A 22,424-nucleotide genomic window follows, 5' to 3' on the forward strand; every position below is an offset into this window, starting at 1 on the left:
CGGTCTCGGGCCGCGGCGTCGGCATGGACGTGGTGCGCACCAATATCGACCAGATCGGCGGCACCATCGACATCAAGAGCGTCGCCGGTGAAGGCTCCTCGGTCACCATCAAGATCCCGCTGACGCTGGCCATCGTCTCCGCCCTGATCGTGGAGGCCGCCGGCGACCGCTTTGCGATTCCGCAGCTCTCGGTGGTCGAGCTGGTCCGCGCCCGCGCCAACAGCGAGCACCGCATCGAGCGCATCAAGGACACCGCGGTTCTGCGCCTGCGCAACAAGCTGCTGCCGCTGATCCACCTGAAGAAGCTCTTGAAGATCGACGATGGCGCCGCCTCCGATCCCGAGAACGGCTTCATCGTGGTGACCCAGGTCGGCAGCCAGACCTTCGGCATCGTCGTCGACGGCGTGTTCCATACGGAAGAGATCGTCGTGAAGCCGATGTCGACCAAACTGCGTCACATCGACATGTTCTCCGGCAACACCATTTTGGGCGATGGCGCCGTGATCATGATCATCGACCCCAACGGCATTGCCAAGGCGCTCGGCGCCGCCGGCTCCTCGGCCCATGACATGGGCGACGAGAATGGCGCGCACCACATCGGCTCGGGCGAGCAGACCACCTCGCTGCTGGTGTTCCGCGCCGGCTCGTCGCAGCCCAAGGCGGTCCCGCTTGGCCTCGTCACGCGCCTGGAAGAGCTGCCCGCCGACAAGATCGAGTTCTCGAACGGCCGCTACATGGTGCAGTACCGCGAGCAGCTGATGCCGCTGGTGGCCATGGAAGGCGTCACCATTGCCGGCCAAGGCGCCCAGCCGATCCTGGTGTTCGCCGATGACGGCCGCTCCATGGGCCTCGTCGTCGACGAGATCATCGACATCGTCGAGGAGCGCCTCAACATCGAGGTCGGCGGCTCCAGCCAGGGCATCCTGGGCTCGGCCGTGATCAAGGGCCAGGCCACCGAGGTGATCGACGTCGGCCACTTCCTGCCGATGGCGTTCGCCGACTGGTTCACCCGCAAGGAGATGAAGCCGTCGATGCACTCGCAGTCGGTGCTGCTGGTCGACGACAGCGCGTTCTTCCGCAACATGCTGGCGCCGGTGCTGAAGGCGGCCGGCTACCGCGTCCGCACCGCGCCGACCGCGCAGGAGGGCTTAGCTGCGCTGCGCGCCCAGAGCTTCGACGTGATCCTGACCGACATCGAGATGCCCGACATGAACGGGTTCGAGTTCGCCGAGACCATCCGCTCCGACAACAACCTCGCCGCGACGCCGATCATCGGCCTCTCGGCGCTGGTGTCGCCGGCGGCGATCGAGCGCGGCCGTCAGGCCGGCTTCCACGATTATGTCGCCAAGTTCGACCGTCCCGGTCTGATCGCGGCGCTGAAGGAGCAGACCGCGGGCGCCGCCAGCGCTTCCGAGCTGAGCCGGGCGGCGGCGTAAGCAGGACAGGGATCAGGAGATACGCTTATGACCAAGAAGACCCAGTCCAGCGAAGGCGCCATGGTCGAGTACGTCACCGCGATGATCGGCGGCCAGCTGTTCGGCCTGCCGATCTCCCGCGTCCAGGACGTGTTCATGCCCGAGCGCGTCACCCGCGTGCCGCTGTCTTCCCGCGAGATCGCGGGTGTTTTGAACCTGCGCGGCCGCATCGTCACCGTGGTCGACATGCGCGCCCGTCTCGGCCTGCCCAGGGCCGAGGACGGCAAGACCCCGATGGCGGTCGGTGTCGATTTGCGCGGTGAATCCTATGGCCTGCTGATCGACCAGATCGGCGAGGTGCTGCGCCTGCCCGAGGCCGGCATGGAAGAGAACCCCGTCAACCTCGATCCCCGCATGGCCAAGCTCGCCGGCGGTGTCCACCGCCTCGACGGCCAGCTCATGGTCGTGCTCGACGTCGATCGCGTCCTCGAGCTCGCGCCGGAGATGATGGCGGCTTGATACGGCGGCATTGCCGCCGACGTGCCAGTAATTGGAAGTGTCCCCGTAAGGGGACAGGAAGCAGAGGTTCACATGCGAACTTGTCTCGTCGTTGATGATTCCAGCGTCATCCGCAAGGTTGCGCGCCGGATCCTGGAGGGCCTCGACTTCCAGATCCTCGAAGCCGAGGACGGTGAGAAGGCGCTGGAGGCCTGCAAGCGCGGCCTGCCTGACGCGGTGCTGCTCGACTGGAACATGCCGGTCATGGACGGCTACGAGTTCCTCGGCCATCTCCGCCGCATGCCCGGCGGCGACCAGCCCAAGGTGGTGTTCTGCACCACCGAGAACGACGTCGCGCACATCGCACGCGCGCTGCATGCCGGTGCCAACGAGTACATCATGAAGCCGTTCGACAAGGACATCGTGACGGCGAAGTTCCAGGAAGTCGGACTTATCTGAGCGAACGCCCGGAGGCTGAACGGATCCTTCGGCGATTGTTTTCAACTGAACCGTTTCAGTCTGAGTTGGTGAGTAATGAGTGTTGCGTTCGCAGGTAATTCGACCACGGGCACGTCGCGCGAAGCCGGGCCGCTGCGGGTGATGATCGTTGACGACTCCGTCGTCATCCGCGGTCTGATCTCGCGCTGGATCGGCGCCGAGCACGACATGGAGGTCGCTGCTTCCTTGCGCACCGGGCTCGAGGCGGTCAACCAGCTCGAACGCATCAATCCCGATGTCGCCGTGCTCGACATCGAAATGCCCGAGCTCGACGGCATCTCGGCGCTGCCGAAATTGCTGGCGAAGAAGCGCGACCTCGTCATCATCATGGCCTCGACCCTGACCCGCCGCAACGCGGAGATCAGCTTCAAGGCGCTGTCGCTCGGCGCGGCCGACTACATTCCGAAGCCGGAATCGACGCGCGAGGCGTCCGCCGCCGACACCTTCCATCACGACCTGATCCAGAAGATCCGCCATCTCGGTGCGCGGCTGCGCCGCAAGCCCGCCGTTGCGAGCCCGCCGCTCGCGCCGGCGAGCCCGGCCCCGACCGTACGTGCACCAGCCATCGCGCGGCCGGCTGCGCCCGCACCGGCTCCGGCCTTGCATGCCCCGTCGTCGGGCGCGCTGTCGACGCGTCCGTTCTCGACCCAGGCACCGAAGGTGCTGCTGATCGGCTCCTCGACCGGCGGCCCGCAGGCGCTGATGGCGCTCGTCACCGAGCTCGGACCTATCATCGACCGCTTCCCGGTGCTGATCACCCAGCACATGCCGCCGACCTTCACCACCATTCTTGCCGAGCATCTGGCGCGTTCGAGCCGCCGCCCGGCCGCCGAGGCGGTCGACGGCGAGCCGGTGAAGCCGGGACGCATCTATCTTGCGCCCGGCGGCAAGCACATGCGCCTCGCGCGCAGCGGCGTAGACACGGTGATAGCGCTCGACGACGGCCCCGCCGTCAATTTCTGCAAGCCTGCGGTCGATCCGCTCTTCACCTCCGCCATCGACATCTGGCATGGCGCCATCCTCTCGGTGATCCTGACTGGCATGGGCTCGGACGGCATGCGCGGCGGCAAGGATATCGTTGCGGCCGGCGGCAGCGTGATCGCGCAGGACGAAGCCTCCAGCGTGGTCTGGGGCATGCCGGGCGCGGCCGCCAATGCCGGCATCTGCGCGGCGATCCTGCCGCTCAACCAGATCGGCGCGAAGGTCAACCGCCTGTTCGCGGGAGACCGCTCGTGACGCCGACGGACTACGATTATCTGCGCAAGTTCCTGAAGGAGCGCTCCGGCCTCGATCTCTCGCCCGATAAGCAATATCTGGTCGAGAGCCGGCTGCTGCCGCTCGCCCGCAAGGCGAGTCTTCCGGGCATTCCCGACCTGGTGCTGAAGATCAGGAACGGCGACGGCCGGCTTGCGACCGACGTGGTCGAAGCCATGACCACCAACGAGACCTTCTTCTATCGCGACAAGATCCCGTTCGACCATTTACGCGACACCATCCTGCCGGGCCTGATCCGGGCACGCGCGGCGCGCAAGAGCTTGCGCATCTGGTCGGCGGCCTCGTCGACCGGGCAGGAGCCCTATTCGATCGCGATGTGCGTGAAGGAGATGGGCTCGGCTCTCGCCGGCTGGCGCATCGAGATCGTCGCCACCGATCTGTCGCAGGAGGTGCTGGAAAAATCCAAGGCCGGCATCTACAGCCAGTTCGAGGTGCAGCGCGGCCTGCCGATCCAGCATTTGATGAAATACTTCACGCAAGTCGGCGAGCTCTGGCAGCTCAACGCCGACATTCGCGCCATGGTGCAGTTCCGCCAGCTCAACCTGTTGCAGGACTTCTCCCATCTCGGCACGTTCGACGTGATCTTCTGCCGCAACGTGCTGATCTATTTCGATCAGGACACCAAGGCGGTGATCTTCGAGCGCATGGCGAAGGCGATGGAGGCCGACGGCACCCTGCTGCTCGGGGCTGCCGAATCCGTCGTCGGCATCACCGACGTGTTCCGTCCGATCACCGAGCGGCGCGGCCTCTATCAGCTCAATCCCGCGCGCTCCGGCCGGGCGATGGGCGGACTGATGCCGCAGCCGCTGAAGGTCGCCGCGGCGAGGTGAATTCTCTCTGTCATTCCGGGCTCGCTCGCTTCGCGAGCGCCCCGGAATGAGGAGAAGATCTCACAAAATCGCATGCGGCAGAAACCGCGAGCCGTTACCCGTGATCGGGCTCTCGTCCTCGCGGATCGACAGGCCGCACGGCTCGTGGTTCACGAGCCAGCTTCCGATCACCGGATAGAAGCCGGAAAAGTTAGGCAGCGGTGACAGCGCCTGCCGCACAAAACCTTCAGCGCCGTAGGGGCCGGCCTGCTCGTCGAGCGGCATGCCGCCCGACACCAGCGTGACATTGGCGCCTTCGCGCGACAGCAGCGGCTTGCGTACATACGACGTTCCGAGCTCCGCCGCCCGCGCGTCATCCTCGAAGAAGGCCGGCAGCAGGTTGGGATGGTTCGGAAACATCTCCCAGAGCAGCGGCAGAATGCCCTTGTTGGAGAGCACAGCCTTCCATGGCGGCTCGATCCAGCGCGTCGGGGCCTCTTTCAGCCTTGTGCCGAAGGCGTCCTGGAACATCCATTCCCAGGGATAGAGCTTGAAGGCGAGCGCGATGTCGGCCTCGTCGAGATCGACGAAGCCGCCGTCCTCGTCGCGCCAGCCGACTTGTTCGATGTCGAGCAGCGTGGTCGAGAGTCCGGCCTGGCGCGCCGTGTCTTCGAGATAGGCGAGCGTGCCGGCGTCCTCGTCATTGCCGGTGGTGCCGGCGAGATGCAGGTGACGGCCGGCGGCGATCGTCTTCCATGCCTCGATCAGGCGCTCGTGGATCGAGTTGAACTGATCGGCGCGCGACGGAATGATGCGGCGTTCGATCGCCTGTTCGAGCCAGGTCCATTGGAACACGGCGGCCTCGAAGATCGAGGTCGGCGTATCCGCGTTGTATTCGAGCAGCTTTGCCGGCGACTTGCCGTCGAACATCAGGTCGAGCCGGCCATAGAGGCTGCGGTCGTCCCGCTCCCAGCTTTTGGCGATCAGGCTCCAGAACGCTTCCGGAATCTTCAGCCGTCGCAGATGCCGCTCGTCGCCGATCACGCGGCCGGCAAGCTCCAGGCACATCGCGTCGATCTCGCCGGTCGGCGTCTCGATGCCGCGCTCGATCTCGTCGAGCGTGAAGCCGTAATAGGCGCGCTCGTCCCAATAGCGGTCGCCGCCATTGGTGTGGAAGACGAAGCCGCATTGCGCTGCGGTCTCCCGCCAGTCGTCGCGCTCGAGACAGGTGATGCGCTGCATGGTCAACCGCCGCCCGAGAAGCCGTGCCCGAACGCGCCGAAGCCGCCGCGGCTCACGCTGCTGTGGCCGGAATCGGATGACGTGCTCGACGAGGAATGGCTGGAGGAATCGCTGCTGAAGAAGCTCGATCGCGACGATGAGCCCGAGCCGCCGCTGCCGCCTGAGGAACTGCTCCTGCTGGTGCACGCGGTGCTCGTCTGCACCGCTGGATCCGTCCCGGGAGGAGGGGGCTCGCAGCTCTGCCGCGGCATCAGCGTGTAGGCGGTGGTGCCGACCGCGATCGTGCCCATCACGAGGAGAGCGACGTGACCGGAGCGCTTCACCGGCGGTCGGGAAGGCGGCGGCTCGGGAGGTGGCCGGCGCTTGCCGAACTGCTTGCTGGAGGGTTTGTCGGCCATCTCAGTAGATCATGCAGGCTGCGTTGAGGAGGCCGGCGGCGAGCGAGGACAGGCCGAGCCAGATGGCGGGCGCAAGCTCGCCGGCGGCGATCCGCGCCGACAGGTTCGGCACCGGCACCTTGACGAGGAAGAACACGATGACCTGCACGACCAGCGCGATCGTCGCCCAGATCAGGCAGTCCAGCACATTGGCCGAATGGGCGATCGCGCTCACCAGCGGTGCGACGAAGCCGAGCAGGCTGAGGCCGAGCGCGATCGCGGCGGCCGGCTCGTCGTCGCGGATCAGCTGGAACTCGTTGTAGGGGGTGATGCGGGTATAGACGAACAGATACGCCACGATCGCGATCAGGCCGGTGCAGAAATAGACCAGGAAGGCGGGCAGGCCGGCGAGTGATTGCAGGATCATCGTTCCCCCATCGTGCAGCGACCATTCGTCGGCGGGAGAAGCATAGCGGTTCAACGGCAGGACCGCGATGAGGCCGCGTAGGTGTCCTTAAAAAACGAAAACCCCGCCATTTGCGGCGGGGTCCAGGCTGGGAGGAGCAAGCCCGGGGGCTTGCGACGTAACCCTGAGATCAGGCGGGAATGCGCTCTTCGTGCTCGTGCGGCTCGCGCAGCACGTAGCCGCGGCCCCACACGGTCTCGATGAAGTTGCGGCCTTCGGAGGCGTTGGCGAGCTTCTTGCGGAGCTTGCAGATGAAGACGTCGATGATCTTCAGCTCCGGCTCGTCCATGCCGCCATAGAGGTGGTTCAGGAACATTTCCTTGGTGAGGGTCGTGCCCTTGCGGAGCGAGAGCAGCTCCAGCATCTGGTATTCCTTGCCGGTCAGATGCACGCGCTGGCCGCCGACTTCCACCGTCTTGGTGTCGAGGTTGACGACGAGGTCGCCGGTCTGGATGACCGACTGGGCATGGCCCTTGGAGCGGCGCACGATCGCGTGGATGCGGGCCACCAGCTCGTCCTTGTGGAAGGGCTTGGTCATGTAGTCGTCGGCGCCGACGCCGAGACCCTTGACCTTGTCCTCGATGCCGGCGAGGCCGGAGAGGATCAGAATCGGTGTCTTGATCTTGGAGACCCGGAGCTGCTTGAGCACGTCGTAGCCGGACATGTCGGGCAGGTTGAGGTCGAGGAGAATAATGTCGTAATCGTAAAGTTTACCGAGATCGACGCCTTCTTCCCCCAAATCGGTCGTGTAGACGTTGAAGCTCTCAGACTTCAGCATCAGCTCGATCGACTGCGCGACGGCGCTGTCATCTTCAATCAGCAAAACGCGCATGCCAGTTCCCCATAGTCGCCGCTCCTGGGCGTCAGGTCGGCCGCATTCGCGGCACTCAACAAAACGCCTTTGAACAACTGATTCGGATCCTGACAACAGATGGTTAACAAACTCTGATTCTGGAACGCAAGTCCCCCCGGTGCAATTTTTGTCGAATCGCCCTAAGGTCTTGCGCTGGAAGCAGCTTTCGTTACCCCGATCCGTTCAAGCTCCACTTTAAGAGACGGGCCTAACCGACTCCCGCGACTCAGCCTTCTTCTGAAGGGGAGGCGCGCTCAGTCACAAAGACAGTGACGCAATGATTAATGATGCGGGTAAACACGAAGTTAAGCGCCGTTCAGAAATATGGCGAAACTTAAGAGTTTCACCGTGAAGGCCCGGAGCACGACGGCAATCACCCTCATGAAAGCCCTCTTATGAAGGCGGCCCCCTTATGAAGGCTCTTGTATGAAGGCTCTTGCCGAACAGATCGGCGACATCGACGGCGTCAACATCTATGGCCGCGTGGTCGGCGTGCGCGGCCTGATGGTCGAGGTGGCAGGACCCATCCATGCGATGTCGGTCGGCGCGCGGCTCGTGATCGAAACCGGCGCCAACCGTTCCATCCCCTGCGAGGTGATCGGCTTCTCCGGCAACAACGCCGTCGTGATGCCGTTCGCCGGGCTCGATGGCGTGCGCCGCGGCTGCAAGGCGGTCATCGCCAATGCGGCCAACCAGGTGCGGCCCTGTGCGGCCTGGCTTGGCCGCGTCGTCAATGCGCTGGGCGAGCCGATCGACGGCAAGGGGCCGCTGCCGCAGGGCTCCTCGCCGATGCCGTTCCGCAATACGCCGCCGCCGGCGCATTCGCGCAAGCGTGTCGGCGCGCCGCTCGATCTCGGCGTACGCGCGATGAACACCTTTCTCACCTGCTGCCGCGGCCAGCGCATGGGCATTTTCGCGGGCTCCGGCGTCGGCAAATCGGTGCTGCTGTCGATGCTCGCGCGCAACGTCGATGCCGCCGTCAGCGTCATCGGGCTGATCGGCGAACGCGGCCGCGAGGTGCAGGAATTCCTGCAGGACGATCTCGGCGAGGAGGGGCTCGCGCGTTCCGTCGTCGTGGTCGCAACCTCCGACGAGCCGGCACTGATGCGCCGTCAGGCGGCGTATTTGACGCTCGCGGTCGCCGAATATTTCCGCGACGAGGACCAGGACGTGCTCTGCCTGATGGACTCGGTGACGCGCTTTGCCATGGCCCAGCGCGAGATCGGCCTGTCCGCCGGCGAGCCGCCGACCGCCAAGGGCTATACGCCGACCGTCTTCACCGAGCTGCCGAAGCTCCTGGAGCGGGCCGGGCCTGGCCTCGGCGAGGGCGCAATCACCGCGATCTTCACGGTGCTGGTCGACGGCGACGACCACAACGAGCCGATCGCGGACGCCGTCCGCGGCATCCTCGACGGCCATATCGTGATGCAGCGCTCGATCGCCGAGCGCGGCCGCTACCCCGCCATCAACATCCTCAAATCCGTCTCCCGAACCATGCCGAAATCGGCCGACCCGCAGTTCTGGCCGACCATCCAGAAGGCGCGGGCGGTGATGGCGACCTATGCCGACATGGAGGAGTTGATCCGGCTCGGCGCCTACCGGGCCGGCTCCAGCCCCGAGGTCGACGAGGCGATCCGGCTGCACGAGCCGCTGGAGGCGTTCCTGCGGCAGCGCAAGGACGAAAATGCCTCACTGGCGGACGGCTATCGGCAGTTGGCGCAAATCCTCGGCAATTTGGAAACGGAACGCTAACTTTGTCAGTTCATCATCCGATCCCACAGAGTAGCAGAGCCGGTCTTGGCCCCAATTGGGCCTGTGGGGAGACCGGTGCCGTCCCAATGTGTGTATGTCTTGCAGCTAGGGGACTTCTGGGGAGTACGAGTCGATGAAGTCACGTGATACCCTCATCCGCCTGAAGAAGTTCCAGGTCGACGAGAAGCGCCGCCGGGTCACCCAGATCGAGACCATGATCGCCGATTTCCAGCGGATGTCGGTCGATCTCGAACGCGAGATCCAGACCGAGCAGGAGCGTGCCGGGATCAACGATCCCTCGCACTTCGCCTATCCGACCTACGCCAAGGCCGCGATCCAGCGCCGCGAGAACCTGACCCGCTCGGCCGACGAGCTCAAGGGCCAGCTCGACGAAGCCAAGGCCGCTTTGGCCGAGGCCTTCGAGGAGCTGAAGAAGGTCGAGCTCCTCGACGAGCGCGACCAGGCCCGCGAACGCGCCGAGGAGAACGCCCGCGAACAGGCCGACCTCGACAGCATCGGCCTGATGCGCGCCCGCATCGGCGCCGTCGCCTGACGCGCTAGCCACAAACTGCCGAGAATTCGCCAAACCCGGACCCGCAAGGTCCGGGTTTTCGCATGGGCTGTCCACAGCGCCGTGCCACGCCCCTTGGTGGTCGGCTTTGCCGCGCGCTATGGTAGCGAAGTGCCGGGGCCTGCGCGGAACGCGACGGCCCACGTGTTGGGGGGCTGAATGCTGACGCCAGCAGAGCTGGTCGGGCTGATCGAGGCGGTCGCCAGGGGCGATCAGGCCGCGTTTGAGCGCCTCTACGTCGCCACCCGCGCGAAACTTTATGGCGTCGTGCTCCGTATCTTGCGTCGGCAGGATCTCGCAGAGGAGGTCATTCAGGAGGCCTACGTCAAGATCTGGAACGGCGCCGGCCAGTTCAATCCGGCGCTCTCGTCGCCGATCACGTGGATGGCGTCGATCGCGCGCAACCGTGCGATCGACATCGTCCGCAAGAAGTCGGAAGTCTCCATCGAGGAAGAGCCTCAGGCGATGGAGGTTGCCGCCGACAGTCCCGATCCGCTGGCGCGCCGGGAGATGACCGAGGAGCTGAAGCGGCTCCTGGAATGCATCGGCCGGCTCGAGCCGGACCGTCAGAAGCTCGTGCTGCTCGCCTATTACAACGGCTGGAGCCGCGAGCAATTGGCGGAGAAGTTTTCGGCGCCCGTCAACACGGTGAAGACGTGGCTGCGGCGCAGCATGCTGGATATCCGGGAGTGCCTCGGATTGTGATGGCTCGGACGACGAGGAAGGTTCTGGACTGCAATTGATGGCCTACACGGAGGACCATATCGCGCTCGCCGCGGAATATGCGCTCGGCACCCTCGACGCCGACGAGCGCGCGCAGGTCGAGACCATGATGGCGGTGGACGCAGCGTTCGCCGAAATCGTGCAGGCCTGGTCCTATCGGCTCGGCGTCCTCAACCAGATGGTCGGCACGATCGAGCCGCGTCCGATCGTGTGGGAGAACATCAGGGCCGAGCTCGCGCGGACGGACTTTGCACAGGAGTCACCCGTGCAGGCCGAAGCCACGCCGCCTCCCGCGCCAGCGCTGGAATCGTCCCCGTTTGACGCTGTGTTGCCGCCTCCTTCGGACAGCGCGCCGCCGGCCGAGCCGCAGCCATCCGCAGCGGAGCCGCCGGAAGCGGCGCGGCCGGCTTCCGATACGCTCTCCGACGTCGCTCCGATCTTCATGCCGCAGGTCCATGCGCCCGATCCGGGCGTGGTGCATGCGCCGCCGCCAACCGTCGCCGACAACTCCAACGTGATCCGGCTCGAGGGCCGCGTGAAGCGCTGGCGCACCATCGCATCCGTCCTCAGTGCGCTCGCGGCTGCGCTGCTGGTGACGCTGTCGCTCCAGATCTTCCAGCCCGATGCGCTGCCGGGCGCGTTGCGCCCCGCACCGCGCATCCAGACGGTCGAGGTCAAGGCACCGGCTCCGCTCGCTGCGTCCGCGCAATATGTCGCGCTGCTGCAGGGCCCGGGCGGAGGCCCGGCCTTCATCCTCACCATCGACGGCGCGACGCGGAATTTCACCGTGCGCAAGGTCGGCGCGACGCCGGAGCCCGGCAAGAGTTTCGAGCTCTGGCTGATCTCCGACAAGCTGCCGCGCCCCCGCTCGCTCGGCGTGATCGGCCAAGGCGAGTTCACCGCGCGTCCGCTGCTCGCCGGCTACGATTCCGACCTCGTCAACGGCGCGACCTACGCCGTCACCGTCGAGCAGGCCGGCGGCTCGCCGAGCGGCCAGCCGACCTCGGCGCCGGTGTTTTCCGGCAAGCTGATCGAGACCGTGCCGCCGGCGCAGCCGCAGGTGCCCGCGAAGAAGTAATCGCTGCCGTAGCCCGGATGGAGCGCAAGCGTAATCCGGGGCCTTGCAATACGGAGAGACCGCCCCGGATTTCGCTGCGCTCCATCCGGGCTACAAGGTGTCGCTCCCGTCCATCCCGCCGTCGCATTTCGACAATCCCGGCCAAATCCCATCCCGGTTTGAACCTCCCCGCAATTCGCCGCGTCAAATCCCCGGAATTTGCAGTCGGCGCGGCCGATCATTGTGCCGAAGAGGGGCGAGAAATCAGATGGATGCAGCGAGAACGCCGGGCATCTTCATTCACCAATATGCAGGCCTGCCGATTGGTGCGGCCTTCGAGCATTGGCGCGACAGGGTCTTCGGCGCCTGCGGCCTCGACATCGGGCCGAGCCAGGGCGACAGCATCGATTGCCGGCTCCAGATCAGCGTGGTCGACAATATCGTGCTGGCCATTCCCGAAGGCGCCTCCGCGCAATATTCGCGCACCCAGAGCCATCTTGCCGACGGCAGCGACGATCTCGTGCTGATCGCGGCACATGCGGGCCTCGTCCGCGTCGGGCAGAACGGCCATACCGTGGAGCTCGCGCCCGCGCAGATGGTGCTCGTCGACATGGGCATCACCGGCACCGTCGGCCACAACATTGAGGATCGTTTCACGAGCATCCGCATGCCGCGCCGCGCGCTGCTCGACATCAATCCGCGCGCCGAGGACAAGCTCTCGCAAGTGCTCTCCGACGGCGCGGTCGCCGAGACCATTTTCCGCTATCATTCGCTCGCCGCCAATCACGCGCCGCATCTCGACGCCGTCGGCCAGCGCCTGACCGCGCAGCACATGGTCGATCTCGTCGGTCTCCTGCTCGGCACCGATGCCGAGCACGCAAGTCTCGCGCGCGGCCGCGGGCACGCGGCGGCCCGCCTCGACCTGATGCAGGCCGACGTAATGGCCGCGCTCGGCCGCAACGATCTGTGCCTGGCCGAAGTCGCGACGCGCTCCGGCTTAAGCCCGCGCCAGGCGCAGCGCCTGTTCGAGCAGGCCGGCACCACCTTCACCGAATTCGTGCTGGAGCAGCGCCTCTTGCTGGCGCGAAAGCAGCTCGGCGATCCCCGGGCGAGGGCGCGCAAGATCAGCGACATCGCGCATTCCTCGGGCTTCTCCGACCTGTCCTATTTCAACCGCGCCTTCCGCAAGCGTTTTGGCGCGACGCCGTCGGAACTGCGCGAGGCGTAAGGCTCGCGATTTCGTGCAGCAGCCTTGCGCCGCCGCAGTTGGTCGATCGCGACGAATGCGCTATATCTGCTCGCGCGGGCAGGCCGCAGGATCTCTTTGGAAAGTGCGAGTAGGCGGACATGGCGCGTATCGTCGTGCTCGGCGCCGGGTTTGCAGGTCTGTGGGCGGCCATCGGCGCCGCGCGCAAACGCGACGAGATCGGCGCAGCGGGCGATGACATCGAGATCCGCGTCATCGACCGCAATCCCTATCACAACATCCGCGTGCGCAATTACGAGACCGACCTCAGCGATGTTGCGCTTCCGCTTGCGCAATTGCTCGATCCGATCGGCGTCACGCACGGCCTCGGTGAGGTCGAGTCCATCGATCCGGCGCATCGTCAGATATCGCTCGTCACCAGCGGCGGCGAGGAGACGCTGAGCTATGACCGGCTCGTGCTCGCGCTCGGCAGCGAGGTGATGCGTCCCGACATTCCGGGCCTTGCCGATCATGCGTTCGACGTCGATACCTATGCCGCGGCGCTTCGCCTCGAGGATCATCTCGCCTCGCTTGGGCGCAGCGCGCCGTCGCCGGGGCGTTCGACGGTCGTGGTGGTCGGCGCCGGCTTTACCGGCATCGAGGTTGCGGCCGAAATGCCGGACAAGCTGGCGCGCGCCGGCATCACCGGCAGCCGCCGCATCATCCTGGTCGATCCCAATCCGGCCGTGGGTGCCACCATCGGTGCGCAGGCGCGTCCCGTGATCGCGACGGCGCTCACCTCGCTCGATGTCGAGACGCGGCTCGGCGCGCGCGTCGTCTCGATCGAAGCCGCCGGCATTCGCCTGAGCTCGGGCGAGTTCATCCCGACCCAGACGGTGATCTGGTGCGCGGGCATGCGTGCGAGCCGGCTGGCCGCGAGCTTTCCGGGCGCGCGCGATCGCCTCGGGCGCCTGCTGGTCGATCCCTTCATGCGCGTTGCGGATCTGCCTGGCGTGTTCGCGGCCGGCGACGTCGCCTCCAGCGTGGTCGACGGACTGCATCCGACCGTGATGTCCTGCCAGTTCGCCCGGCCCATGGGACGCTTCGCCGGCCACAACGTGGTGGCCGATCTTGTCGGTGAGCCGATGCTGCCGCTGCGGATCGACTGGTACGTCACTGTGCTCGATCTCGGCGGCTGGGGCGCGCTCTATACGGAGGGGTGGGATCGCGAGGTCCGCGCCACCGGCGCGGCCGCGAAGGCGACCAAGCAGACCATCAACCGCAAGCGCATCTATCCGCCGCTCAACGGCAGCAAGGATGAGCTGTTCGCGGCAGCGGCGCCGATCGTGCAGGCGCCGCCGCCGACCTACGGGGCGCCGCGCCGTTGAGCCGGGTCATGCGTCCATCGGCCAATCGTCGGCAAATAACCCGAAGCAGACGTCCAACGCCGCCAGCTATTGAGCTTCAACGTAGCGTATGATGCTCTGGTTCTGGACGTTCGCCACCAATTCATCCGCGCGGGACAAGAGACGACGGAGCAGGGGCGACGGATTGGCCCGATTGTATCCCAGGGCCAAATCGACCGTTGGCGTGCCGCCCTCGAGCGCTCTGGCGACGACGTTCGGTGCCAGCATGTTCTGCGCATAGAGAGGGACGAGGCTAATTCCGCCCGTGGAGGCCACGAGCGACATGGCCGATGATATGTTTTCGCCTTCGTACTTCGCCTTCAGAGTAATACCGACCCGAGATGCGTAGTTCTGGATGACCTCCTGCAAGACGGGCGACGTTCTTGCCGAACTGACATAGATCTCGCGCGCGAGATCCTGGGGACGGATCTTCTTGCGCGATGCCAGACGATGTTCGGCCGGCAACACGGCTATCAAGGGCTCCTTCGCCAACATCTTGAAGACGACGCCCTCGTTGTCTTTCTCGGGACGAAGGAAGGCTATGTCCAACTTTCCCCGCATCAATGCGAGCGCGAGTTCTGGTGAAGATTGCGTGCTGAGCGTGACTTCAACATCGGGTGCTTCCTCGCGGAGGATGCGCAGAAGCTGGGGGAGCCACATCACCTCCAACCCGACGAGAAAACCCATCGAGAGGACGGGCCTTTGCGGTTGCGCCGTCTGCCGGGCCCCCTCCGTTGCCGCCTCAACCTGCAGCAGCGCCAGCCGCGCATGATCAAGAAACACTCGTCCGGCAGCGGTCAGCGTCACGCCGCGCGCCTGGCGCTCCAATAACTGTACGCCGACTTCGGCTTCCAGATCGCGGATCTGCCGGCTCAGCGACGGCTGAGAGGTGTTCAGTCGCCGCTGGGCGGCAGTGAGCAGGCTGCCTTCTTCAGCGACGGCAACGAAATAGCGCAGGTGCCGGAGTTCCATGACCCCTCGTATATCTTCCAGGCATAGCTCGAAGCGTACAAGGTCTTGGTCAGCGGCCAAAGAGAGATTTACCGTTTCGCAGTCTGCAACCAAAAAAGGACAAAGAACAATGTCGACTCCGAAGCCCAGCATCGTCTTCTGCCATGGCCTTTGGGCCGATGGCTCCTGCTTCAGCAAAGTGATCCCCGCGCTCGAGGCCAAGGAAAGGGCTCGCTGGTGCCTTTGACTCTAAAACTCCGGCCACAAACTTTTCGATGAATGTCTAACAGCGCAGATGGAGCGACTCGATGCCCACGATCACGACGACAGACGGCGTAAAAATCTTCTACAAGGATTGGGGATCAGGTCAGCCAATCGTTTTCAGCCACGGTTGGCCGCTGACAGCGGACGACTGGGACGCCCAGATGACCTTCTTCCTTCGCCACGGCTACCGGGTGATCGCCCACGACCGGCGCGGCCACGGCCGATCCGACCAGCCCGGCACCGGCAACGACATGGACCACTGGGTTGCCGACCTCGCGGCCCTGACCGAGCATCTCAACCTGCGCGACGCGATCCACATCGGCCACTCCACAGGTGGCGGTGAGGTGGCTCGCTATGTCGCTCGCCACCAGGAGCGCGTCGCGAAGGCGGCGCTGGTCGCTTCACTGACGCCGAACATGTACCGGAGCGAGGACAACCCGTCCGGTCAACCGCCGGAGTGGTTCGAAGCGATCCGGGCAGGCGTGCTGGGCAACCGGTCGGAGTTCTACCGTTTCGTCCCTGAGAATCCGTTCTACGGCTACAACCTGGATGGGGCGAAGCCTTCGGAGGCGATCATTGCCAACTGGTGGCGCCAGGGCATGGCCGGCGGTGCCCTCGCTCATTACGCAACCGTCGACTCCTGGCTTGAAGATTACACCGCAGACCTCAAGAAGATCACCGTGCCGGTGCTGGTAATGCATGGCGAGGCTGATCAAGTCGTCCCGTTCGCAAGTTCAGTGCCGCGCGCGGTCGACCTGCTGAAGAGCGGGTCATTGAAGACTTATCCCGGCTATCCCCACGGCATGCTCACCACGCATGCGGATGTCCTCAACCCCGACCTGCTCTCGTTCATCAGGTCGTGACGACATCTCTCATCCATTATCGCCTAGGAGTTTGGGGATGTAGATTGAGGAGGGTTCGGGTTTCGTCGGGTCGGCCCAGCCACAAGCCCTCGCGGTGCCCGACGGGCAAAACACGCTAACCGTGGGGCAACTCCCGCCGGCAAAAATATTCTACTTTACCGAAATTCGGAGACGGCGTATCCATTGCGGCAACCCGGCCCAAGGAAGAGGGGCGTATCGCGATCGTCACGAACGCGGGCCGGGCGGCGGTGGACGTGGGTCACATCGGCGCGAAGGTTTTTGCAGGGCGGGCGACCGTGAGCAAAAACGTCGCGCACACGACCGGTGCGATCTGCGTACGGCAAAATCGTGTGGTCCTGGCGCCCGGGGTCTGTGCGCCAAGTCTTGTGGTGATGCGTGCGGCCCAACCGGGTCCTCGCGTCGGTCATCTGCAAGGCGACGGGGGCAATAGTGCAACGCTCCCCGGGGAGAGCACGACATAAGCCGTAAGCCCGCTGCGCAGGGAAGGCCGGTTGCTCGGCTCCACCTGTATGCCGCTGTGCAGATTCTTGTTTGCCACCTTTCGCACAGTGGACCGTGGGTGCCCGGCCGGCACCCGGTCTTCCCTGCGCCCTCTTTCAATCGAGCGTGAGGCGACGAAGCATAGCTCGGGCGAAAGATGCCGCGAGGATGCGAAGGTGTGTCTGCGGGGCTGTAGGATGGGTAGAGCGAAGCGAAACCCATCGCGCTTCAGCGCGGAAGGAGTGTTGATGGGTTTCGCTTCGCTCTACCCATCCTACGAATTAAGGGGACGACGTCGCTACCCGCGTACTCCGTCATTGCGAGTCAACGGGGCCGCGCCTCGCACGGACCCGTTGGCTCGCAATGACGAGGATGATGCAATTGTGCCCTCACAGCGCGTCCGGGAAACGAGAGCAGAGAGCGACGCGACACACCCCAGACGTGAGAAAGCGCCCGTGGGGGGCGGGCGCTTTCCGTAGTCGACTTGGGGTTGGGGTCGTCTACATATCCACGTGGCGACTTTGGGGGGCTGGTAAAGAGCCGCGTGAATTCACAAAACTCGTCAAATCTCCTTAGCGAACGAGGGACGCGTTCGAGCTGGTGATAGCGACCGGCTTGCCGGCCTTGATGACGCGGGCCGTCTGGGTCAGGCCTTCATCCGAACCCGAGCGTGCCGTGATGCCGAAGCCTGCCACCGCGATCCCCGCAACGAGGGCGACGACCACAATCTTCAAATGGGTCGCGCGATCGGCGCTGTAGATCGAGTGGTTCATGGAAGCCTCCTGCCGCCACCTACCCGAAGTAGTCGCCGGCCGTTCGAGGCAGGTTCATGCTTCCGGTGCCCAACAACGTAGTATTGGGCGGATTCGTTCCCAAGAGGCGATCACAAGAGCGTGACAGGACGTGAAAGATCGCGATCAAGAAGAGGCTCTTGATCGTTCTTTTATATAATTATTTCAAAGCTGTAATGTGCCTGCCGGGCGCCTTTTCGGTCGTTGGTCCACAAGGCGCCAGGAACTCAAAAACCATTTGCCTGTGGCCGAAAAACACACGGCTTCTTAAGGCAAATCAGATGCTTCCGACCGTTTTCAACCTCGCCCTGGGGTGGATTTCAGCTTGTGACAACACAGTCGTCTGAGCCCGGAACCGCTCGACCAGGGAGCGCACAAAGGGACGAATTGCCGCGGAGGTGACCAGCACCGGCGCCTCGCCTTCGCGCGCGGCGCGCTCGAACGCCTCGCGCACGGCGGTCATGAACTCCGACAGCTTCGAGGGCTGCATGGCGAGGCTGCGCTCTTCGCCCTGGCCGATGATGGATTCGGCGAAGGCCTGCTCCCACCGCGCCGACAGCGCGATCAGCGGCAGATAGCCGTTATAGGAGGTGTTCTGCGCGCAGATCTGGCGGGCGAGGCGGGCACGGACGTGCTCGACCATGGTGGAGGGATTGCGCGAGAAGGCGAGCGAGTCCGCGATGCCCTCGAGGATGGTCGAGAGATCGCGGATCGAGATGCGCTCGGCGAGCAGAAGCTGCAGCACGCGCTGGATGCCGGAGACCGTGACCTGTCCGGGGACGATGTCCTTGACCAGCTCGCTCTGCTCCTTCGGCAGCTCCTTGAGCAGCTTCTGCACCTCGCCATAGGAGAGCAGGTCCGACATGTTGGCCTTGAGCAGCTCGGTGAGATGGGTCGAGAGCACGGTCGCGGCGTCGACGACGGTGTAGCCCTTGAGTGAGGCCTCCTCCTTGAGGCTGGCATCGACCCAGGTCGCGGGCAGGCCGAAGGTCGGCTCGGTGGTGTGGATGCCGGGCACCTGAACCTGGCTGCCGCCGGGGTCCATGACCATGAACTGGTTCGGCCAGATCTTGCCGGTGCCGGCGTCGACCTCCTTGATCTTGATGATGTAGGTGTTGGCCTCGAGCTGAACATTGTCGAGGATACGCACCGCCGGCATCACGAAACCCATCTCGATCGCGAGCGAGCGGCGCAGCGCCTTGATCTGCTCGGTCAGGCGGTCGGTGCCGTCGGGCCCGTTGACGAGCGGCAGCAGGGCATAGCCGAGCTCGATCTTGAGGTCGTCTATCTTCAGCGCCGCCGAGATCGGCTCTTCCGCCGCGGCCGCGCCGGCTGCACCCGGTGCACCGGCGGCAGGCGCGGCGTTTGCAGCTTCCTCGGCCTTCACGGCGGTACGCTTGTGGTTGCGGGCGTGCCAGGCGAGCGCGCCGGCGCCGGCGCCGAGCGCCAGGAAGGGGATGGTCGGAATACCCGGCAGGGCCGCCAGCACCAGCATCACCGCCGAGGACATCGCCAGCGCCTGCGGATAGCCGGAGAACTGCTTCATCAGAGCCTTGTCGGCGGCGCCGGACACGCCGGCCTTGGAGACGAGGAGGCCGGCGGCGGTCGAGACGATTAGTGCCGGCACCTGGGTAACGAGGCCGTCACCCACCGTTAGCAGAGTGTAGCTGCGTCCGGCGTCGGCGAAAGACATGCCCTGCTGCGCCACGCCGATGATCATACCGCCGACGACGTTGATGAAGACGATCAGAAGGCCGGCGATGGCGTCGCCGCGGACGAATTTGGAGGCACCGTCCATGGCGCCGAAGAAGCCGCTCTCGTCCTCCAGCTCCTTGCGGCGCTGCTTGGCGACCTTCTCGTCGATCAGGCCGGCGGAGAGGTCGGCATCGATCGCCATCTGCTTGCCGGGCATGGCGTCGAGGTGGAAGCGCGCGGCGACTTCGGCGATACGGCCCGAACCCTTGGTGATGACGACGAAGTTGACGATGATCAGGATGGCGAAGACGATGATGCCGATGACGAAATTGCCGCCCATCACGAAGCTGCCGAAGGCTTCGATGACGTGACCGGCGGCGTCCGTGCCCTCGTGGCCGTGCGACAGGATCAGGCGGGTCGAGGCCATGTTGAGCGACAGGCGCAGCATGGTCGAGATCAGCAGGATGGTCGGGAAGGCCGAGAATTCCAGCGGCGCCTGGATGAACAGCGACGTCATCAGGATCAGGATCGAGAGCGTGATCGAGATCGCCAGGAACAGGTCCAGCACGATCGCGGGCAGGGGAAGGATCAGCACCACCAGGATGGTGAGGATGCCGAGCGCCAGCGCGATGTCGCCGCGCTTGAGGATGTTGACGATCTCGTTGAGGGAGGGGACGCCGGGCTTGGTGCCGCCTACGCCCTGTCCCGCGGTGACGTCGACCATCGTAGCTGCCTCCCCGCGCGACTGCCGGCCGCGCGCCCCAAACGTCTGCGCGGCGGCCGATGGGCCGCCGTTCCGAAAGTGAGGCACCGCACTGGCGTCCACGGGGGCTCTCCCGTTCTACGCGGCTGACGACACTCGACTTCACTCGGCAATTCTTGCCGGGTGTATGGTTAGCAAAGGGTTAACGGAGGGGCCGGCAAGACTGCTGGGAGGGGCGTTTCCGGCCGGGTCGTCATTCCGGGGCGCGCGGAGCGCGAGCCCGGAATCCATCGTGCCGCAGGCATTGTGGAGGTAGGGATTCCGGGTTCGCGCCAAGGGGCGCGCCCCGGAATGACAGTCGAGGGGAGGCGCCCCTACTTCGCCTTCTGCATCTTCGTCACCGTGTACCCCGAGGTCGCCTCCTCGGCCTCGAAGGTCACCTTGTCGCCGACCTTCACCTGCTTGAGCATGGCGGGGTCCTTGACGCGGTAGATCATGGTCATGGGCTCATCCATGCCGAGGCTCTTGGCCGGCCCGTGCTTGAGCGTGATCTTGCCCGCGCTCTCGTCGATCTTCTTGACCTCGCCGCCAATCGAAGCGCCTTCGGCCGCGATGGCTCCGGCAGCAAGGCTCACGGTCAGCGCCAGCGCTGCAGCGATGCGGATGATGCGGTTCATGGAAATCTCCACTCTCTACTTGACGGTGACTTGGCCGACCATGCCGTACTCGCGATGGTCGGGGATCAGGCAGGAGAACTCGAACGTTCCGGCCTTGGTGAATTTCCAGACGACCTCGGCCGTCTTGTTGGGCGCAAGCCGCACGCCGTTGGGCTCGTCGTGCTCCATGTGCGGATGCTTCTTCATCACCTCGGCATGCGCGAGATTCTCCTTGGTGGTCGCCAGCAGGAACTCGTGGTCCTCCTTGCCGACATTGCGCAGCACGAAGCGGATCTGCTCGCCGCGCTTCACGCTGATCTTCGACGGCTCGTACGACATCTCGCTCAGCGCGATCTCGATGGTGCGCGCCGGCTTCTTGGGATCGCCGGGCTCGCCCGCTGAAAAGGACGCATGGCCGTGATTTTCGTGCGCGCCGGCGGACGAGATCGAGAGCGCTGCCAGCGCGAGGACGAATGTGACGGTCTTCTTCATTGTAGTCTCCAGTTGGTGGTTCATCGAAACGCTCACATCTTCATGTTCTTCATCGGCGGACTGCCTGGTTTCTGCCGCGCCGGCTCTGCGGCCGGCGCCGTGACCTCGTAGGCGACGGTGCCTTGCGGGAATTTGTACGGACCGGGATCGCGGTAATCGTCGCGCGCGAGGTCCTCGCGGATCTTCATCACCGTGAACATGCCGCCCATCTCGATCGGCCCGAACTGACCGGTGCCGGTCATCATCGGCAGCGTGTTGTCGGGCGCGGGCATCTCCATGTTGCCCATCGCCATGCCGGTCGAGCCCATGGCCATGCCGTCAGGCGCGAGCTTGCCGACGGCCTTGGCGAGATCCTTGCGCGACACGCCGATGAGGTTGCGCACGTCGTGCCCCATCGCGTTCATGGTGTGGTGCGACTTGTGGCAATGGAATGCCCAGTCGCCGGGATTGTCGGCGAGCACGTCGAACACCCTGACAGCGCCGACCGGCACGTCGGTGGTTGTCTCCGGATATTGTGCGCTTTCCGGAACCCAGCCGCCGTCGGTGCAGGTCACCGCAAAGCTGTGGCCGTGCAGATGGATCGGATGGTTGGTCATGCTGAGATTGCCGATGCGCACGCGCACCTTGTCGCCGAGCCTGACGGGCAGCGGATCGATGCCGGGAAATACCCGCGCATTCCAGGTCCACATGTTGAAGTCGGTCATCTCGTTGACATGCGGCAGATAGGTGCCGGGGTCGACGCGGTAGGTGCTCATCACGAACACGAAGTCGCGGTCGACGGGCCGGAAGTTTTGATCGCGCGGATGCACGACGACCATGCCCATCATGCCCATCGCCATCTGCACCATCTCGTCGGAATGCGGGTGGTACATGAAGGTCCCGCTCTTCTTCATCTCGAACTCGTAGACGAAGGTCTTGCCCGGTTCGATGTGCGGCTGGTTCAATCCGCCGACGCCGTCCATGCCGCTCGGAATGATCATGCCGTGCCAGTGCACGGTGGTGTATTCGGGCAAGCGGTTGGTGACGAAGATGCGGACCTTGTCGCCCTCGACCGCCTCGATGGTCGGGCCCGGCGACTGGCCGTTATACCCCCACAAATTCACCTTCATGCCCTCGGCGAACTCGCGCACCACGGGTTCGGCGACGAGATGGAATTCCTTCCAGTCGCCGTTCATCCGGAACGGCAGCGACCAGCCGTTCAGCGTGACCACGGGGCGATAGTCGGGGCCGCTGATCGGGTGCAGCGGCGGCTGCATCACCACCTTGTCCATGGTGGGTGCTTCCGGAATGGATGCGGCCTGGACGCGGCCGCTGACGGCCGACGCGCCGGCAAGCGCGGCGCTGCCCAAAAATCCTCGGCGGGAAAACATGCTGGCCTCC

At 65.0% G+C, this 22,424-nt stretch carries 22 protein-coding genes and 1 pseudogene; 13 read left to right on the top strand and 10 right to left on the bottom strand.

Going from position 1 to position 22,424, the window contains the following annotated elements; translation table 11 throughout:
• The 5 genes from XH79_RS18925 to XH79_RS18945 form a co-directional block, all read left to right on the top strand.
• On the top strand, positions 1-1,436 hold a 1,436-nt coding region (locus XH79_RS18925), incomplete at its 5' end, for an ATP-binding response regulator (protein WP_271582586.1).
• A 27-nt stretch (positions 1,437-1,463) separates the two neighbouring features.
• Complete coding sequence (locus tag XH79_RS18930; protein WP_271582587.1) at positions 1,464-1,934, top strand: chemotaxis protein CheW; 471 nt, start codon at positions 1,464-1,466, stop codon at positions 1,932-1,934.
• Positions 1,935-2,006: 72 nt separating this feature from the next.
• Entirely contained in the window at positions 2,007-2,372 is a 366-nt protein-coding gene (locus XH79_RS18935) for a response regulator (protein WP_007600538.1), read from the top strand.
• 75 nt (positions 2,373-2,447) lie between these two features.
• A complete protein-coding gene (locus tag XH79_RS18940) occupies positions 2,448-3,647 on the top strand; it encodes a protein-glutamate methylesterase/protein-glutamine glutaminase (protein ID WP_271582588.1) in 1,200 nt (399 codons plus the stop codon).
• Positions 3,644-4,516, top strand: a complete 873-nt coding sequence (locus XH79_RS18945; protein ID WP_212347063.1) for a CheR family methyltransferase — start codon at positions 3,644-3,646, stop codon at positions 4,514-4,516. Before XH79_RS18940 ends, XH79_RS18945 begins: the two co-directional genes overlap by 4 nt.
• 60 nt (positions 4,517-4,576) lie before the next feature.
• Here the strand turns inward: XH79_RS18945 and XH79_RS18950 are convergent, their stop codons facing one another.
• From XH79_RS18950 to ctrA, 4 genes are all read right to left on the bottom strand, one after another.
• Complete coding sequence (locus XH79_RS18950; RefSeq protein ID WP_271582589.1) at positions 4,577-5,737, bottom strand: glutathionylspermidine synthase family protein; 1,161 nt, start codon at positions 5,735-5,737, stop codon at positions 4,577-4,579.
• 2 nt (positions 5,738-5,739) lie between these two features.
• Positions 5,740-6,135: a hypothetical protein gene (locus XH79_RS18955; protein WP_271582590.1), complete on the bottom strand. Its 396-nt coding sequence runs from the start codon at positions 6,133-6,135 to the stop codon at positions 5,740-5,742.
• 1 nt (position 6,136) lies between these two features.
• The gene (locus tag XH79_RS18960; RefSeq protein WP_130371096.1) at positions 6,137-6,541 is read right to left on the bottom strand and encodes a DUF350 domain-containing protein; all 405 of its coding nucleotides are present in this window, start codon (positions 6,539-6,541) and stop codon (positions 6,137-6,139) included.
• Between the two features lie 169 nt (positions 6,542-6,710).
• The gene (gene ctrA / locus XH79_RS18965) at positions 6,711-7,412 is read right to left on the bottom strand and encodes a response regulator transcription factor CtrA (RefSeq protein ID WP_008138878.1); all 702 of its coding nucleotides are present in this window, start codon (positions 7,410-7,412) and stop codon (positions 6,711-6,713) included.
• A 447-nt stretch (positions 7,413-7,859) separates the two neighbouring features.
• Here ctrA and fliI point away from each other — a divergent pair, with 447 nt between their 5' ends.
• The 6 genes from fliI (at position 7,860) to XH79_RS18995 (ending at position 14,110) form a co-directional block, all read left to right on the top strand.
• Positions 7,860-9,185 carry a flagellar protein export ATPase FliI gene (gene fliI, locus XH79_RS18970; RefSeq protein WP_271582591.1) on the top strand — a complete coding sequence of 442 codons (1,326 nt, stop codon included), beginning with the start codon at positions 7,860-7,862 and terminating at the stop codon, positions 9,183-9,185.
• Positions 9,186-9,318: 133 nt separating this feature from the next.
• Entirely contained in the window at positions 9,319-9,738 is a 420-nt protein-coding gene (gene fliJ, locus XH79_RS18975; RefSeq protein WP_011084990.1) for a flagellar export protein FliJ, read from the top strand.
• A gap of 177 nt (positions 9,739-9,915) precedes the next feature.
• Positions 9,916-10,461 carry a sigma-70 family RNA polymerase sigma factor gene (locus XH79_RS18980; protein WP_271582592.1) on the top strand — a complete coding sequence of 182 codons (546 nt, stop codon included), beginning with the start codon at positions 9,916-9,918 and terminating at the stop codon, positions 10,459-10,461.
• A gap of 37 nt (positions 10,462-10,498) precedes the next feature.
• Positions 10,499-11,557 carry an anti-sigma factor gene (locus XH79_RS18985; protein WP_271582593.1) on the top strand — a complete coding sequence of 353 codons (1,059 nt, stop codon included), beginning with the start codon at positions 10,499-10,501 and terminating at the stop codon, positions 11,555-11,557.
• Positions 11,558-11,804: 247 nt separating this feature from the next.
• Positions 11,805-12,764 carry a helix-turn-helix transcriptional regulator gene (locus XH79_RS18990; RefSeq protein ID WP_271582594.1) on the top strand — a complete coding sequence of 320 codons (960 nt, stop codon included), beginning with the start codon at positions 11,805-11,807 and terminating at the stop codon, positions 12,762-12,764.
• A 119-nt stretch (positions 12,765-12,883) separates the two neighbouring features.
• Entirely contained in the window at positions 12,884-14,110 is a 1,227-nt protein-coding gene (locus XH79_RS18995; protein ID WP_271582595.1) for an NAD(P)/FAD-dependent oxidoreductase, read from the top strand.
• A 66-nt stretch (positions 14,111-14,176) separates the two neighbouring features.
• On the opposite strand, the gene XH79_RS19000 is transcribed toward XH79_RS18995, so the two are convergent.
• Entirely contained in the window at positions 14,177-15,100 is a 924-nt protein-coding gene (locus tag XH79_RS19000) for a LysR substrate-binding domain-containing protein (protein ID WP_212347108.1), read from the bottom strand.
• Between the two features lie 109 nt (positions 15,101-15,209).
• Between XH79_RS19000 and XH79_RS19005 the strand changes: the two are divergent.
• Positions 15,210-15,299: pseudogene (locus XH79_RS19005) on the top strand (alpha/beta hydrolase); the annotation flags it as partial.
• 88 nt (positions 15,300-15,387) lie between these two features.
• A complete protein-coding gene (locus XH79_RS19010; RefSeq protein ID WP_271582596.1) occupies positions 15,388-16,206 on the top strand; it encodes an alpha/beta fold hydrolase in 819 nt (272 codons plus the stop codon).
• A gap of 1,073 nt (positions 16,207-17,279) precedes the next feature.
• On the opposite strand, the gene XH79_RS19015 is transcribed toward XH79_RS19010, so the two are convergent.
• The 5 genes from XH79_RS19015 to XH79_RS19035 form a co-directional block, all read right to left on the bottom strand.
• Entirely contained in the window at positions 17,280-17,480 is a 201-nt protein-coding gene (locus tag XH79_RS19015) for a hypothetical protein (RefSeq protein ID WP_212347038.1), read from the bottom strand.
• Positions 17,481-17,775: 295 nt separating this feature from the next.
• Positions 17,776-19,917, bottom strand: a complete 2,142-nt coding sequence (flhA, locus tag XH79_RS19020; RefSeq protein WP_212347036.1) for a flagellar biosynthesis protein FlhA — start codon at positions 19,915-19,917, stop codon at positions 17,776-17,778.
• A gap of 353 nt (positions 19,918-20,270) precedes the next feature.
• Positions 20,271-20,573, bottom strand: coding sequence for a copper-binding protein (locus tag XH79_RS19025; RefSeq protein WP_271582597.1), 303 nt, complete (start codon positions 20,571-20,573; stop codon positions 20,271-20,273).
• A gap of 15 nt (positions 20,574-20,588) precedes the next feature.
• On the bottom strand, positions 20,589-21,044 hold the full coding sequence (locus tag XH79_RS19030) for a cupredoxin domain-containing protein (RefSeq protein WP_212347030.1): 456 nt from the start codon (positions 21,042-21,044) through the stop codon (positions 20,589-20,591).
• Positions 21,045-21,076: 32 nt separating this feature from the next.
• The gene (locus tag XH79_RS19035) at positions 21,077-22,414 is read right to left on the bottom strand and encodes a copper oxidase (protein WP_271582598.1); all 1,338 of its coding nucleotides are present in this window, start codon (positions 22,412-22,414) and stop codon (positions 21,077-21,079) included.
• Positions 22,415-22,424 lie beyond the last annotated feature (10 nt).

The sequence above is a fragment of the Bradyrhizobium sp. CCBAU 45389 genome, assembly GCF_028128625.1.
In the GTDB taxonomy this organism is placed as follows: domain Bacteria; phylum Pseudomonadota; class Alphaproteobacteria; order Rhizobiales; family Xanthobacteraceae; genus Bradyrhizobium; species Bradyrhizobium liaoningense_B.